We start from the raw sequence: 13,149 nt of genomic DNA on the forward strand, positions 1-13,149 counted from the left end.
CGTTCTGCTGTTCCCAACGCCTGCCGGTGCCGTGTTCGTTCCGTCATCCGGCGCCCAGTGGGGGTGCGGGGATGCCGCCCGCGTCCAGGTAGGACTGCGGGGGCTTGAGGCGCTGGCCGGGGAAGCCGCCCTTCTCGTACTTGAGGAGCTTCTTCGCCTTCTCGGGGTCGGTCTCGCCCTCCCCGTACGCCGGGCAGAGCGGGGCGATGGGGCAGGCGCCGCAGGCGGGCTTGCGGGCGTGGCAGATACGGCGGCCGTGGAAGATCACATGGTGCGAGAGCATCGTCCACTCGCTCTTCGGGAAGAGCTCGCCGACGGCCGCCTCGATCTTGTCCGGGTCGGTCTCGTCGGTCCACTGCCAACGGCGGACGAGCCGCTGGAAGTGGGTGTCCACGGTGATTCCGGGGCGCCCGAACGCGTTGCCGAGGACGACGAAGGCGGTCTTGCGGCCCACACCGGGGAGCTTGACGAGGTCTTCGAGGCGGCCGGGAACCTCGCCCCCGAAGTCGTCCCTCAGCGCCTTGGAGAGCCCTATCACCGACCTGGTCTTGGCCCGGAAGAACCCGGTCGGCCGGAGGATCTCCTCGACCTCCTCCGGGTTGGCCTCGGCCAGGTCCTCGGGGGTCGGGTACTTGGCGAAGAGCGCCGGCGTCGTCTGGTTCACCCGCAGGTCGGTGGTCTGGGCGGACAGGACCGTGGCGACGATCAGCTGGAAGGGGTTCTCGAAGTCCAGCTCCGGGTGGGCGTACGGGTACACCTCGGCGAGCTCGCGGTTGATGCGGCGGGCTCGGCGGACGAGGGCGGTGGGGGACTCGGCTCTGGGGGGCTTGACGGCGGGCACAGCTTTCGTGGCCTTCGCCTGCTTCGCGGGGGCCGCACTCTTCGCGGTCTTGGCGGGGGCCGCACTCTTCGCGGCCTTCGCCGGGGCCGCGGTCTTCACGGCGGCCTTCGCGACCTTCGCCGTCGCCTTCTTGGTGGTCACTTTTGCGGGTGCCGCCTTCTTTGCGGTGGCTGTCGCCTTTTTGGCGGGCTTCTTGGCAGCGTTCTTCGCCGCCGCGCTGACCGGGGTCTTCACGGGCGTCTCCACCGGCGTCTTCGCAGGTGCCTTCACCTGCGTCGACTTTGTCGCTATTGTCGGTTTCCTGGTTCCGTCGGGGCCCTGTTCGCCCACAGCGGAATCGCGACGTACAACCACCAGCCCAGCCCCCTTGGCCTGTGCTCTCACCGGCGATTTGGACACCCGGCCAGCCTAAAGCCCGACACTGACATCTGCCCCGGACCCAGGAGATCGGCCCCCAATTGGCCCCCTGCCGCACTGCCCGGGACGCCAGTGCGGCAGACTTGTGACTGATCACACTGTTTGGACCGTCCGGCAAGATGGGGAACACGGTCCCCTGGTACCAAGGGGGAGCAACATCCCCTGAGCAGGTCGACAAGGAGAGAACTCGTGGACGACGTTCTGCGGCGCGCCCCGCTCTTCGCGGCGCTGGATGACGAGCAGGCCGCGGAGCTCCGCGCCTCCATGAGTGAGGTGACCCTCGCACGCGGTGACGCTCTCTTCCATGAGGGCGACCCCGGGGACCGCCTCTACGTGGTCACCGAGGGCAAGGTGAAGCTCCACCGCACCTCCCCCGACGGCCGCGAGAACATGCTCGCTGTCCTCGGCCCCGGTGAGCTGATCGGCGAGCTGTCGCTGTTCGACCCGGGCCCGCGCACGGCGACCGCCACCGCGCTGACCGAGGTCAAGCTGCTGGGCCTCGGCCACGGCGACCTCCAGCCCTGGCTGAACGCGCGGCCCGAGGTGGCCGCCGCGCTGCTGCGCGCCGTCGCCCGGCGCCTGCGCAAGACCAACGACCAGATGTCCGACCTGGTCTTCTCGGACGTCCCGGGCCGCGTCGCCCGCGCGCTCCTGGACCTCTCGCGCCGCTTCGGCGTGCAGTCCGAAGAGGGCATCCACGTCGTGCACGACCTCACGCAGGAGGAGCTGGCCCAGCTGGTCGGCGCGTCCCGCGAGACGGTCAACAAGGCGCTCGCGGACTTCGCGGGCCGCGGCTGGCTCCGCCTGGAGGCCCGCGCGGTGATCCTGCTGGACGTGGAGCGCCTCGCGAAGCGCTCGCGCTAGTCCCGGACTCGCTGAATGGCTGAACAGCTGAACAGCTGAGAACGCATGTGAAGGGCCCTGCCGTACGGTGGGGCCCTTCTCGTGTCACCGGGGCGGGGTCCAAGGGGTGGGGACGGACGAGGACAGAGTGCCGGAGTCGGTCTGGGGCGGAACCTCGGCGCGCCCTTGGTGGCGGCGGGGGCCGGCCTCGGCGCCGCGGCTGTGGAGGATCGGCCGGGAGAAGGGGGACCCCGGCGCGCCGCTCGGCGCCTGGGCCGTGGCCGGGACCCTCGCCCTGGCCCGCTTCGACCGGGTGCAGGCGTACGGCCTGACCGCCGGTGAACCCCTGTGGACCTGGCGGCCGCCCGGCGACGAGGTGATCGCCCACGTCTCGCGGGACTCGCCGGACGGGGTGGGCGTCGTCCTGCACATACCGCGCCACGACGGCGGGGACAGCCGCGCGGAGCATGTCCGCCTCACCGGGCTGGACCTCGGCACGGGCAAGGTGGCCTGGTCACGCCGGCAGCGCGCCGACGAACTGGGATCCGTCGGCGGGCACGCGCGCGAGGTGGCCCTCGGCGGTGGCCGGATCGCGACCGTCCGTACCCCCGCCCCCGCCCTCGCCGCGGACACGGAGCCCACGATCCGGGTGCTCGACGCGCGCACCGGCACCCTCCAGTGGGAGCGACCGCTCCCCGGGGACTGGGGCGACGTCTCCGTCCTGGCGGCCCGCCCCGTCGTCGTGTCCGCCGTCGGCCGCGAGGAGGGTGCTGCCCACCGGCTCCACGTGATGGGCGAGGACGCGGAACAGACGATCGAACCGGCCACGTCGCAGGAGGGGTTCGGGCCGCACACGGCGGTCGTCGGCGACACGCTCGCCGTCGAACTCGTCCCGCCCCACTATGACGACCAGGAGGACGAGGGAAGCGAGCTTCGCGCGTTCTCCGGCACCACGGGCGACGTCCTCTGGAGGTGGCACAGCACATCCGGCCGCACGGTCTTCCCGCTGGCCCACCGGGGCTGCCTCGTGGTCCTGAACGGCTACGGAGACCGGGCGACCGTGCTCGATCCCGCCGACGGCCGCGTCGTGGCCGAGCGCGCCCTGCCCGGCTACAGCCACCGGGCGCTCCTGGCCGCCTCAGAGGACTGCCTCGCCGTGATCTGCACGGCGGCACGCCCCAACCATCGGGTGCGCGTGTTCCGCTGGAAGTGAAGCAGCAGACGGCACAGCAGATGTCGTAGGAACTGGTCCGCCGGAAATGACATGACCCCATGGCTCCGCCGGTGCACAGTGGCCCCATGAACGACAAGGGGCTCGACGAGCAGGGCTGCATCGCGCGCGAGGGCTCCCTCGGGCGGATCCCGCGGGAGTTCCGGCCCGTGGTGGCCGCGGCCCGTGACCGGCTGACGGACCTCTTCGGCGCGCGGATGACGAGCGCGTACCTCTACGGCTCGATTCCGCGCGGCACCGCGCGCGTGGGGCGCTCCGACCTCGATCTGCTCCTCGTCCTGCGTGAGGAGCCCACCGAGGCGGACCGCGCCGACGCCCGCACGCTGGACGAGGCGCTCGACAAGGAGTTCGCGCAGATCGACGGCGGCGGGACGCTGCTGGTCAGCCGTGCGCAGCTGCTGAGCGACCTGGAGAGGTACGACCTCGGCTGGTTCGTCGCCTGCCTCTGTACGCCGCTCCTGGGCGAGGATCTGGCCGAGTATCTGCCGCGCTACCGCCCCGACTCGCTCCTGGCCCGCGAGACGAACGGCGACCTCGCGCTGCTGCTGCCGCGCTGGCGCGAGCGGATCGCCGGGGTCGCGGACACCGAAGAGGCCCGGCGCCCGCTCGTCCGCTTCATGTCACGCCGTCTCGTGCGCACCGGCTTCACGCTCGTCATGCCCCGCTGGAACGGCTGGACCAGCGACCTGAGGGAGATGGCCGAGGCGTTCGGCGCGTACTACCCGGAGCGGGCCGCGCAGATGCGGGAGGCGGCCGTCCTGGGGTACGAGCCGGTCGGCGACCTCGCCGTCCTGCGCTCGTACGTCGACGACCTCGGGCCGTGGCTCGCCGAGGAGTACGCGCGCGTGCACGGCGTTAAGGCGCCACGCCCTTGAGCGCCTCCCCAGGAGCCCCAAAAACGCCGGCGCGCCCAGTGCCTAGATGAGGCCGTGCTCGCGCAGGTAGTCCATCTGCGCCAGCACCGACAGCTCCGCCGCGGGCCACAGGGAACGGTCCACATCCCCGTACACATGCGCGACGACCTCGCCCGACGACCGGTAGCCGTTCTCGACCGCCGTCTCGACCTGGGCGAGTCGGTGGGCTCGATGGGCGAGGTAGAACTCGACGACGCCCTGGGCGTCCTCCAGGACGGGCCCGTGGCCGGGCAGGACGGTGTGGACGCCGTCGTCGACCGTCAGGGAGCGGAGCCGGCGCAGGGAGTCGAGATAGTCGCCCAGACGGCCGTCAGGGTGGGCCACCACGGTCGTACCGCGGCCGAGGATGGTGTCACCGGTCAGGACCGCCCGGTCGGCCGGGAGATGGAAGCACAGCGAGTCGGCGGTGTGCCCGGGCGTCGGCACGACGCGCAGTTCGAGCCCGCCCACGGTGATCACATCCCCCACGGCCAGCCCCTCGTCCCCGAGCCGCAGCGCCGGGTCCAGCGCCCGCACCGCCGTCCCGGTCAGCTCGGCGAACCGCGCCGCGCCCTCGGCGTGATCCGGGTGCCCGTGCGTCAGCAGCGTCAGCGCGACCCGTTTCCCGGCCTTCTCCGCCGTATCCACGACATTCCGCAGATGTACGTCGTCCAGCGGCCCCGGGTCGATCACCACCGCGAGCTCGGAGTCCGGCTCGGCGACGATCCAGGTGTTGGTGCCGTCCAGGGTCATCGCGGAGGCGTTGGGGGCGAGGACGTTGACGGCGCGCGCGCTGGCGGGGCCGGAGAGGACTCCGCCTCTCGGCTGGCCGGGGAGGGCGGCTGCGTCGGTCATGCGGGGGCTCCACCGGTCGGGATGTGCTTGGTGAACTCGTCGTGTCCGGGCCAGGCGAGGATCAGCTCGCCGTTCTCCATGCGGGCCTTGGCCAGGACGGGGGTCAGATCGCGGGTGGGTGCGGCGGCGAGGGCGTCGGCGGCACTGTCGTACGGGATGAGCTGGCGCAGGGTCGCGACGGTGGGCGGCATCATCAGGAGCTCGCCCTTGTCGTACGAGGCTGCCGCGTCCGCCGGGCGGATCCATACCGTGCGGTCGGCCTCCGTGGAGGCGTTGCGGGTGCGCTGGCCCTCCGGGAGGGCGGCTACGAAGAACCACGTGTCGTAGCGGCGGGACTCGAACTCGGGGGTGATCCAGCGGGTCCAGGCGCCCAGGAGGTCCGACCTGAGGACCAGGCCCCTGCGGTCGAGGAACTCGGCGAAGGAGAGCTCGCGGGCGACCAGGGCCGCGCGGTCCGCTTCCCACTCCTCGCCCGTGGTGTCGCCGACCACGGTGTCCGGGGTGGGGCCGGCGAGCAGGACGCCCGCCTCCTCGTACGTCTCCCGTACCGCCGCGCAGACGATCGCCTGGGCGGAGGTCTCGTCCACGCCCAGCCTGTTCGCCCACCACGCGCGCGTGGGGCCCGCCCAGCGGATGTGGTGCTCGTCGTCGCGCGGGTCCACGCCGCCGCCCGGATACGCGTACGCGCCTGCGGCGAAGGCCATGGAGGCGCGTCTGCGGAGCATGTGCACGACGGGGTTGGACTGGGTGTCCTTCAGGAGCATGACCGTGGCCGCGCGCTTGGGGGTGACCGGGGTCAGCGTGCCCTCCGCGAGCGCGCGGATCCGCTCTGGCCACTCCGGTGGGTACCACTGCCCATTCGCCATGGGCGGAGGCTATCCCGAGCCGGGCGGATGTTCGAGAGGCGTCAGGGGATCTCCGGGCCGACGTCGAGGCCGGGTTTTGCGCCCCCGCCGCCCCTACCCGTCCCATCCCCCAGGGGCTCCGCCCCTTCGACCCCGGGAGGTTGTGTTTCGACTGCGGGCCGGTGGGGGCCGTTCGCGCAGTTCCCCGCGCCCCTAAAAGGGGCGCGGGGAACTGCGCAATCTTTTAAGCGGGGTCTGGGGGCGCAGCCCCCAGGGATGGGACGGGTAGGGGCGGCGGGGGCGAAGAGAGCGCGTCCCGCCGTGCTCGCCTACGGGGCCGTCAGCTCCACCTGGATCTCGACCTCTACCGGGGCGTCCAGCGGGAGTACCGCCACGCCGACCGCGCTGCGGGCGTGGACGCCCTTGTCGCCGAGGACCGCGCCCAGGAGTTCACTCGCGCCGTTCAGGACACCCGGCTGACCGGTGAAGTCCGAGGCGGAGGCGACGAAGCCGACGACCTTCACGACGCGCGCGACGCGGTCCAGGTCGCCCGCGACCGACTTGACCGCGGCGAGGGCGTTCAGCGCACAGATGCGGGCCAGGTCCTTGGCCTCCTCGGCCGTGACCTCGGCACCCACCTTGCCGGTGACCGGAAGCTTGCCGTCCACCATCGGAAGCTGGCCCGCGGTGTAGACGTACACACCGGACTGCACGGCCGGCTGGTAGGCGGCCAGCGGCGGCACGACGTCCGGCAGGCTCAGCCCGAGTTCCGCCAGCTTCGCTTCGACGGCGCCGCTCATGCCGACCTCTCCCGCTTCAGATAGGCCACCAGCTGCTCGGGGTTGTTCGGCCCGGGCACGACCTGGACGAGCTCCCAGCCGTCCTCGCCCCAGGTGTCCAGAATCTGCTTCGTGGCATGGACGAGCAGCGGCACGGTTGCGTATTCCCACTTGGTCATGTGGCCGACTGTAGCCGTTGCCGACCACCGCTTCCCGCCCGCGTCGGCCACCGCCTCACGCACACGTTGTCCACAGCCTCCTGCGTAGTCCGGCGGCGGACTGGTTAGGCTCGAATACGTGAGCAGGCTCCAGGTCGTCAGCGGCAAGGGCGGTACCGGCAAGACCACGGTAGCCGCGGCCCTCGCGCTCGCCCTCGCGACCGAGGGCAAGCGCGTCCTCCTCGTCGAGGTCGAGGGCAGACAGGGCATCGCGCAGCTCTTCGAGACAGAAGCGCTGCCCTACGAGGAGCGGAAGATCGCCGTCGCTCCGGGGGGCGGGGAGGTGTACGCCCTCGCCATCGACCCCGAACTGGCCCTTCTGGACTACCTCCAGATGTTCTACAAACTGGGCAGCGCGGGCCGCGCCCTGAAAAAGCTCGGCGCCATCGACTTCGCGACCACCGTCGCGCCGGGCGTCAGAGACGTACTCCTCACCGGGAAGGCGTGTGAGGCCGTACGCCGGAAGGACAAGAGCGGGCGGTTCGCGTACGACTACGTCGTCATGGACGCGCCGCCCACCGGGCGGATCACGCGCTTCCTGAACGTCAACGACGAGGTGGCGGGCCTCGCCAAGATCGGCCCGATACACAATCAGGCACAGGCCGTCATGCGCGTCCTCAAGTCCCCCGAGACGGCGGTCCACTTGGTGACGCTGCTGGAGGAGATGCCCGTCCAGGAGACCGCGGACGGCATCGCCGAGCTGCGGGCGGCGAAGCTGCCGGTGGGCCGGATCATCGTGAACATGGTGCGGCCCGCGCTCCTGGACGAAGCCGACCTGGAGCTCACGGCCGCCGCTCCCCGTACCGCGATCGCCAAGTCGCTCTCCGCGGCCGGACTCGGCGGCGCCCGCCGCGGCGGACTCGCCGAGCGGCTGGTGGGGCCGCTGCTCCAGCAGGCCGAGGAGTACGCCGAGCGGTACGCCCTTGAGCGCGAGCAGCGCGCCGTGCTCACGGAGCAGGACCTGCCGCTGCACGAACTCCCGCTGCTCGCCGAGGGAATGGACCTGGCGGGCCTGTACGAGCTCGCCACGGAACTGCGCACGCAAGGGATCTCATGAGTCTGAACCCGGCCCGCGTACTCGACGTCGACCCGCTGCTCGACGACCCGGAGACCCGCATCGTGGTGTGCTGCGGCTCGGGCGGCGTCGGCAAGACGACCACGGCGGCGGCCCTGGGGCTGCGCGCCGCCGAGCGCGGCCGCAAGGTGGTCGTGCTCACCATCGACCCGGCGCGCAGGCTCGCCCAGTCGATGGGTATCGACTCGCTGGACAACACCCCGAGGCGTGTGAAGGGCGTCGAGGGGGACGGCGAGCTGCACGCCATGATGCTCGACATGAAGCGCACGTTCGACGAGATCGTCGAGGCGCACGCGGACGGCGATCGGGCGGCCGCGATCCTGAACAACCCCTTCTACCAGTCGCTTTCGGCGGGCTTCGCGGGCACGCAGGAGTACATGGCGATGGAGAAGCTGGGGCAGCTGCGGGCGCGCGACGAGTGGGACCTGATCGTCGTCGACACTCCGCCGTCCCGCTCGGCGCTCGACTTCCTGGACGCGCCGAAGCGGCTCGGCTCGTTCCTCGACGGACGGCTGATCCGGCTGCTGACGGCGCCGGCGAAGCTGGGCGGGCGCGCGGGGATGAAGTTCCTGAACGTCGGGATGTCGATGATGACCGGCACCCTGGGGAAGCTGCTGGGCGGCCAGCTCCTCAAGGACGTCCAGACGTTCGTGGCCGCGATGGACACGACGTTCGGTGGGTTCCGTACGCGCGCGGACGCCACGTACAAACTGCTCCAGGCGCCCGGCACCGCGTTCCTGGTGGTGGCGGCCCCGGAGCGGGACGCGCTGCGCGAGGCCGCGTACTTCGTGGAGCGGCTGGCCGCCGAGGACATGCCGTTCGCCGGTCTGGTGCTCAACCGGGTGCACGGCAGCGGTGCCGCTCAGCTGTCCGCCGAGCGGGCGCTCGCCGCCGCGGAAGATCTTGATTCCGCGGCTGACTCCGCAACTGATTCCGCGGCTGATTCCGAGGCTGCAGAAAATCTTGACGAGGCCCGCATTGTCGATCAGGGGGGCGGGAAAGCTGGACTTCGTAACTCTCCCGACACGTACGGCAGTTCAGAATCTCCCGCTTCCGAGACATCAGCTCCTGACGGTTCCGACGAAGGCTCCCCCGCCGCCACGGATACCGACCGGACCGTCGAACAGCTCACCGCAGGCCTGTTGAGGCTGCATGCCGAGCGCATGCAGCTGCTCTCCCGTGAGCAGCGCACACGTGACCGCTTCGCCGCGCTCCACCCCGAGGTGGCCGTGGCCGAAGTGGCCGCGTTGCCGGGCGACGTGCATGACCTCGCCGGGCTGCGGGACATCGGGGACCGGCTCGCGGCCAATCGGCCGGAGCTGCCCGAAAGCTGAGATTCCGCGGTGGTCCAGGCGGTCCCGAGGGGAAAGCCCTCAGCCCACCGCCGCGTAGCGCTCGTACACCTCTTCCTCGTCGAGGGGCAGCAGGCCCGCGCCGCGCTCGTACTCCGTGCGCGCGGTCTCCAGCAGGCGACGCCACGAGGTGACGGTCGGCCGCCGACGCAGCAGTGCGCGGCGTTCCCGCTCGGTCATGCCACCCCACACGCCGAATTCGACGCGGTTGTCGAGCGCATCGGCGAGGCACTCCGTGCGCACCGGACATCCGGTGCACACTGCCTTCGCCCGGTTCTGCGCTGCTCCTTGAACGAACAGTTCATCCGGATCGGTAGTGCGGCAGGCCGCCTGCGCACTCCAGTCGGTAACCCAGCCCATACCGGCGCCGTCCTCTCCCGAATCGAGGCTCCCCCACGGCGGCAGCGGCATATTCACCGCCGCCAGTTGAGGACGTTACGGAAGGTGGGCACAGCGCAACACCCCCTTCGGGCCCAATCTTGAATGGCCCGAACGGACTATGCGTAAGCGGCAGATCACCCGGGGGAGTGAGCCGAGGACATACGTGAGGATCCCGGCAAACCCGGACAGTTCAGTTGAGTCACAACGGACGCCTGGTGACACATGAGGCCGATTCGGACACGTCCTCAACGAGCCCTCAACAAAAAAAGTTGGGGAACCTCCGGAACGATTCGGGGTCGCCGGACGTATTGATACGTGGCCGCACTGCTGTGACAGTTGAGAGCAGCTTAGGCCAAGGCATATACGCGTGTCCGGCGAATGAGAACGTAGGCTGCCCTCATGCCAAAGAAGCGCTCGGGCGGCGGTCTGTCGGCAACGCAGCAGGCCGCCAAGTTCCTCGGTGTCAGCGTGCTCGCTGGTGCCGTCATGGCCGGAATCGCGCTGCCCGCCGTGGGTGCGTTCGGTCTGGCGGCCAAGGGGTCCGTCCAGGGGTTCGACGAGATTCCCGACAACCTGAAGAGTCCGGCGCTGAGCCAGCGGACCACGATCCTGGACAGCCAGGGCGATCAGATCGCGACGGTCTACTCGCGCGACCGCACGGTGGTCGACCTCAAGGACATCTCGCCGTACATGCAGAAGGCGATCGTCGCGATCGAGGACTCCCGCTTCTACCAGCACGGCGCGATCGACCTGAAGGGCGTCCTGCGCGCCGTGAACCAGAACGCGCAGAACGGCGGAGTGGCCCAGGGCGCCTCCACGCTCACCCAGCAGCTGGTGAAGAACTACTTCGTCGAAGAGGCCGGCGACGACCCGACGAAGGTCGCCCAGGCCACCCAGCAGACCCTCGGCCGCAAGATCCGCGAGCTCAAGTACGCGATCCAGCTGGAAGAGAAGCTCGGCAAGAAGAAGATCCTCGAGAACTACCTGAACATCACGTTCTTCGGTGAGCAGGCCTACGGCATCGAGGCCGCCGCCCAGCGCTACTTCTCCAAGCCCGCCAAGAACCTGAACCTCCAGCAGTCGGCGCTGCTCGCGGGCATCGTCCAGTCGCCCAGCCGGTACGACCCGGTGAACGACGAGGCGGAGGCCACCAAGCGCCGCAACACCGTGCTGCAGCGCATGGCCGAGGTGCACGACATCTCCCAGCAGGAGGCCGACGCGGCCAAGAAGAAGAAGCTCGGCCTGCACGTCAGCCAGCCCAAGAACGGCTGCATCACGGCCGTCAAGGGCGCCAGCTTCTTCTGCAAGTACGTGGAGAACGTCTTCCTGACCGACCCGGTCTTCGGCAAGACCAAGGAAGAGCGGGCGAAGATCTGGAACCAGGGCGGCCTGACGATCCGTACGACGCTCGACCCGCAGTCCCAGGAGTCGATCCAGGCGTCGCTCAAGTCCCACGTCTACAAGTCCGACAAGGTCGCGGCGGCAGCCACCCTGGTCCAGCCCGGCACTGGGAAGATCCTCGGCATGGGCCAGTCGAAGCCCTACGGCTACGGGAAGAACGAGACCGAGTACAACTACTCCGTCAACTACGGCATGGGCGGCTCGAACTACGGCTTCCCGACCGGTTCGACCTTCAAGCCCTTCGTGGCCGCGGCCGCGCTGGAGCAGGGCCTGCCGGCGACAAAGGAGTACTCGTCGCCGAACAAGATGCCCTACCCCAGCCCCGTACAGACCTGCGGCAGCAAGCCCTGGACCAACCAGGCCAACGAGCAGGTGCCGAACGAGAGCGCGTCCGAGGTCGGTCCGTACCGGCTGAAGGAGGCGATGGCGAAGTCGGTCAACACCTACTTCGTGCAGATGATCTCTGACATCGGCCTCTGCCCGGTGATGAACCAGATCGACAAGCTCGGCGTGGTCCAGGGCAACGGCGACAAGCTCCCCCAGGTGCCCTCCATCGCCCTCGGCGCCAAGGGCATCTCCCCGCTGACGATGGCCACCGCGTACGCCGCCTTCGCCTCCCGCGGCATGTACTGCACCCCGGTCGCCATCGAGTCGATCACGCAGAAGATCAACGGCAAGCAGAAGTCCCTCGAAGTGCCGAAGTCGACCTGCCAGCGGGCGATGTCCGAGAAGACCGCGGACACCATCAACACCCTGCTGAGCGGCGTGATCGACTCCGGTACGGGCCAGCAGGCCGGTCTCACCGACCGCGCCAACGCCGGTAAGACCGGTACGACGGACGAGCGCAAGAACGCCTGGTTCGTCGGCTACACGCCGAACCTGTCGGGCGCGGTCTGGGTCGGCAGCGCCACCCAGAAGGTCAAGATGGTGAACATCAAGATCGGCGGCGTCTACCGCTACAAGGTCTACGGCGGTCAGGTCCCCGGCCCCATTTGGCGGGACTTGATGACCGGCGCCCTCACGGGCAAGGAGGCCCCCTCCTTCAACCTGGTCGACATTCCCGACGCCGACAAGAACAAGGGCCACGACGACGGGGACAACGGCGACAACAACGGCAATGGAAACGGCAACGGGAACGGAAACGGGAACAGCACCAACGGGACCACCATCAGCGGCCAGACCGACGGCGGTGTAGTGATCCCCACGCCTTCCTTCTCCATTCCCGAGGGATTGATTCAGGGAAACGGAAACGGCGGGCAGCGCGGCTGACCGTACCCCTTGAGCTGCGATTGAAGCGTCCGGCGTAATTACGTCAGCTTCACCGTAAGGGCACCTTCTCGGCGGAGGGCGTGACATATTCACGTCCGGCCCCGCCTTGAGGGTGCCCTTGCTGTTGCCGTCTCAGATGGAGGGGACATGAAACTCAGATCCCGACTCGGTTTCACACTCGGAGCCCTGCTCAGTTCCCTGACCCTGGCCCTGGCCGTGCCCACTTCGGCACAGGCCGCCTCCTGCGACAACTTCGGCTGCGACGGCCATGACCCGAACGTCCAGACCTGGCAGACCGGACCGGTCAGCCCCTACGGCCCGTACGACCTCGGCGGCTCATTCGAGTATGAAATGCGCTGGGGAAAGACGGACGGAGACCAGTACAGCTGGGGCCGTCTCTGGTACATCAGCGGCTCGGACGAGCAGAAGTGGACGGTCTACGTCCAGCGCTGTACCAAGAGCCACTCGACCTGTTACTGGCGTCTGGGCGAGAAGAAGGGCGGGGCCTCGGGCTGGACCTCGAAGGTCCCTGGCGGAACGAACTACTACTACACACGCACGCCGATGTACTACAACCCTTCGGGTTACGAAATGCGGGCCTGTGCGGAGGATCCCTCGGGCAACGAATCGTGCACGCCTTGGTACTGAGCGTGCCCGTACTCCACGTACGCATGGCCTGAAAGTACAAATGGCCTGAACGCGAGCGGGGCTGGCGTAATTGCGTCACCCCGCTCGCCCCGTTAACAGTC

General features: G+C 69.5%; 13 protein-coding genes. 7 read left to right on the forward strand and 6 right to left on the reverse strand.

Features of this window, described 5'->3' with window-relative positions:
* Positions 1-43 precede the first annotated feature (43 nt).
* On the reverse strand, positions 44-1,075 hold the full coding sequence (gene nth, locus OIC96_RS22205) for an endonuclease III (RefSeq protein ID WP_330306151.1): 1,032 nt from the start codon (positions 1,073-1,075) through the stop codon (positions 44-46).
* 372 nt (positions 1,076-1,447) lie between these two features.
* Between nth and OIC96_RS22210 the strand changes: the two genes are divergently transcribed.
* The 3 genes from OIC96_RS22210 (at position 1,448) to OIC96_RS22220 (ending at position 4,207) form a co-directional block, all read left to right on the forward strand.
* Positions 1,448-2,122 (forward strand): Crp/Fnr family transcriptional regulator, encoded by a 675-nt coding sequence (locus OIC96_RS22210; RefSeq protein WP_006382668.1) that lies wholly within the window; start codon positions 1,448-1,450, stop codon positions 2,120-2,122.
* 106 nt (positions 2,123-2,228) lie between these two features.
* Positions 2,229-3,314: an outer membrane protein assembly factor BamB family protein gene (locus OIC96_RS22215; protein ID WP_330306150.1), complete on the forward strand. Its 1,086-nt coding sequence runs from the start codon at positions 2,229-2,231 to the stop codon at positions 3,312-3,314.
* A gap of 86 nt (positions 3,315-3,400) precedes the next feature.
* Entirely contained in the window at positions 3,401-4,207 is an 807-nt protein-coding gene (locus tag OIC96_RS22220) for a nucleotidyltransferase domain-containing protein (protein WP_330306149.1), read from the forward strand.
* Between the two features lie 42 nt (positions 4,208-4,249).
* Here OIC96_RS22220 and OIC96_RS22225 read toward each other — a convergent pair whose 3' ends face one another.
* The 4 genes from OIC96_RS22225 to OIC96_RS22240 all read right to left on the reverse strand — a co-directional run bounded on the left by OIC96_RS22225 (position 4,250) and on the right by OIC96_RS22240 (position 6,883).
* Positions 4,250-5,080, reverse strand: a complete 831-nt coding sequence (locus tag OIC96_RS22225; RefSeq protein ID WP_330306148.1) for an MBL fold metallo-hydrolase — start codon at positions 5,078-5,080, stop codon at positions 4,250-4,252.
* Positions 5,077-5,946: an NUDIX hydrolase gene (locus tag OIC96_RS22230; protein ID WP_330306147.1), complete on the reverse strand. Its 870-nt coding sequence runs from the start codon at positions 5,944-5,946 to the stop codon at positions 5,077-5,079. Before OIC96_RS22230 ends, OIC96_RS22225 begins: the two co-directional genes overlap by 4 nt.
* A 308-nt stretch (positions 5,947-6,254) precedes the next feature.
* Positions 6,255-6,725 carry a RidA family protein gene (locus OIC96_RS22235; RefSeq protein WP_327430439.1) on the reverse strand — a complete coding sequence of 157 codons (471 nt, stop codon included), beginning with the start codon at positions 6,723-6,725 and terminating at the stop codon, positions 6,255-6,257.
* A complete protein-coding gene (locus OIC96_RS22240) occupies positions 6,722-6,883 on the reverse strand; it encodes a DUF4177 domain-containing protein (RefSeq protein ID WP_143608830.1) in 162 nt (53 codons plus the stop codon). The genes OIC96_RS22235 and OIC96_RS22240 overlap by 4 nt, the downstream gene beginning before the upstream one ends.
* Positions 6,884-7,001: 118 nt before the next feature.
* Between OIC96_RS22240 and OIC96_RS22245 the strand changes: the two genes are divergently transcribed.
* Together OIC96_RS22245 and OIC96_RS22250 are read left to right on the forward strand one after the other, a co-directional pair.
* The gene (locus OIC96_RS22245; protein WP_330306146.1) at positions 7,002-7,979 is read left to right on the forward strand and encodes an ArsA family ATPase; all 978 of its coding nucleotides are present in this window, start codon (positions 7,002-7,004) and stop codon (positions 7,977-7,979) included.
* Positions 7,976-9,331, forward strand: a complete 1,356-nt coding sequence (locus OIC96_RS22250; protein WP_330306145.1) for an ArsA family ATPase — start codon at positions 7,976-7,978, stop codon at positions 9,329-9,331. The genes OIC96_RS22245 and OIC96_RS22250 overlap by 4 nt, the downstream gene beginning before the upstream one ends.
* 39 nt (positions 9,332-9,370) lie before the next feature.
* Here the strand turns inward: OIC96_RS22250 and wblA are convergent, their stop codons facing one another.
* Complete coding sequence (wblA, locus tag OIC96_RS22255) at positions 9,371-9,709, reverse strand: transcriptional regulator WblA (RefSeq protein ID WP_028799159.1); 339 nt, start codon at positions 9,707-9,709, stop codon at positions 9,371-9,373.
* Positions 9,710-10,129: 420 nt separating this feature from the next.
* Between wblA and OIC96_RS22260 the strand changes: the two genes are divergently transcribed.
* Positions 10,130-12,400, forward strand: a complete 2,271-nt coding sequence (locus OIC96_RS22260) for a transglycosylase domain-containing protein (RefSeq protein WP_330306144.1) — start codon at positions 10,130-10,132, stop codon at positions 12,398-12,400.
* Positions 12,401-12,547: 147 nt separating this feature from the next.
* Positions 12,548-13,048 (forward strand): hypothetical protein, encoded by a 501-nt coding sequence (locus OIC96_RS22265; protein WP_330306143.1) that lies wholly within the window; start codon positions 12,548-12,550, stop codon positions 13,046-13,048.
* The last annotated feature ends 101 nt before the right edge of the window (positions 13,049-13,149 follow it).

It is taken from the genome of Streptomyces sp. NBC_00775 (genome assembly GCF_036347135.1).
Classification (GTDB): domain Bacteria; phylum Actinomycetota; class Actinomycetes; order Streptomycetales; family Streptomycetaceae; genus Streptomyces; species Streptomyces lutosisoli.

What these genes read in the sequence shown, in the direction of transcription:
- OIC96_RS22220 (WP_330306149.1), top strand. Translation starts at nt 3,401, where the DNA reads ATGAACGACAAGGGGCTCGACGAGCAGGGCTGCATCGCGCGCGAGGGC.
- OIC96_RS22225 (WP_330306148.1), bottom strand. Translation starts at nt 5,080, where the DNA reads ATGACCGACGCAGCCGCCCTCCCCGGCCAGCCGAGAGGCGGAGTCCTC.
- OIC96_RS22230 (WP_330306147.1), bottom strand. Translation starts at nt 5,946, where the DNA reads ATGGCGAATGGGCAGTGGTACCCACCGGAGTGGCCAGAGCGGATCCGC.
- OIC96_RS22235 (WP_327430439.1), bottom strand. Translation starts at nt 6,725, where the DNA reads ATGAGCGGCGCCGTCGAAGCGAAGCTGGCGGAACTCGGGCTGAGCCTG.
- OIC96_RS22240 (WP_143608830.1), bottom strand. Translation starts at nt 6,883, where the DNA reads ATGACCAAGTGGGAATACGCAACCGTGCCGCTGCTCGTCCATGCCACG.
- OIC96_RS22250 (WP_330306145.1), top strand. Translation starts at nt 7,976, where the DNA reads ATGAGTCTGAACCCGGCCCGCGTACTCGACGTCGACCCGCTGCTCGAC.
- wblA (WP_028799159.1), bottom strand. Translation starts at nt 9,709, where the DNA reads ATGGGCTGGGTTACCGACTGGAGTGCGCAGGCGGCCTGCCGCACTACC.
- OIC96_RS22260 (WP_330306144.1), top strand. Translation starts at nt 10,130, where the DNA reads ATGCCAAAGAAGCGCTCGGGCGGCGGTCTGTCGGCAACGCAGCAGGCC.
- OIC96_RS22265 (WP_330306143.1), top strand. Translation starts at nt 12,548, where the DNA reads ATGAAACTCAGATCCCGACTCGGTTTCACACTCGGAGCCCTGCTCAGT.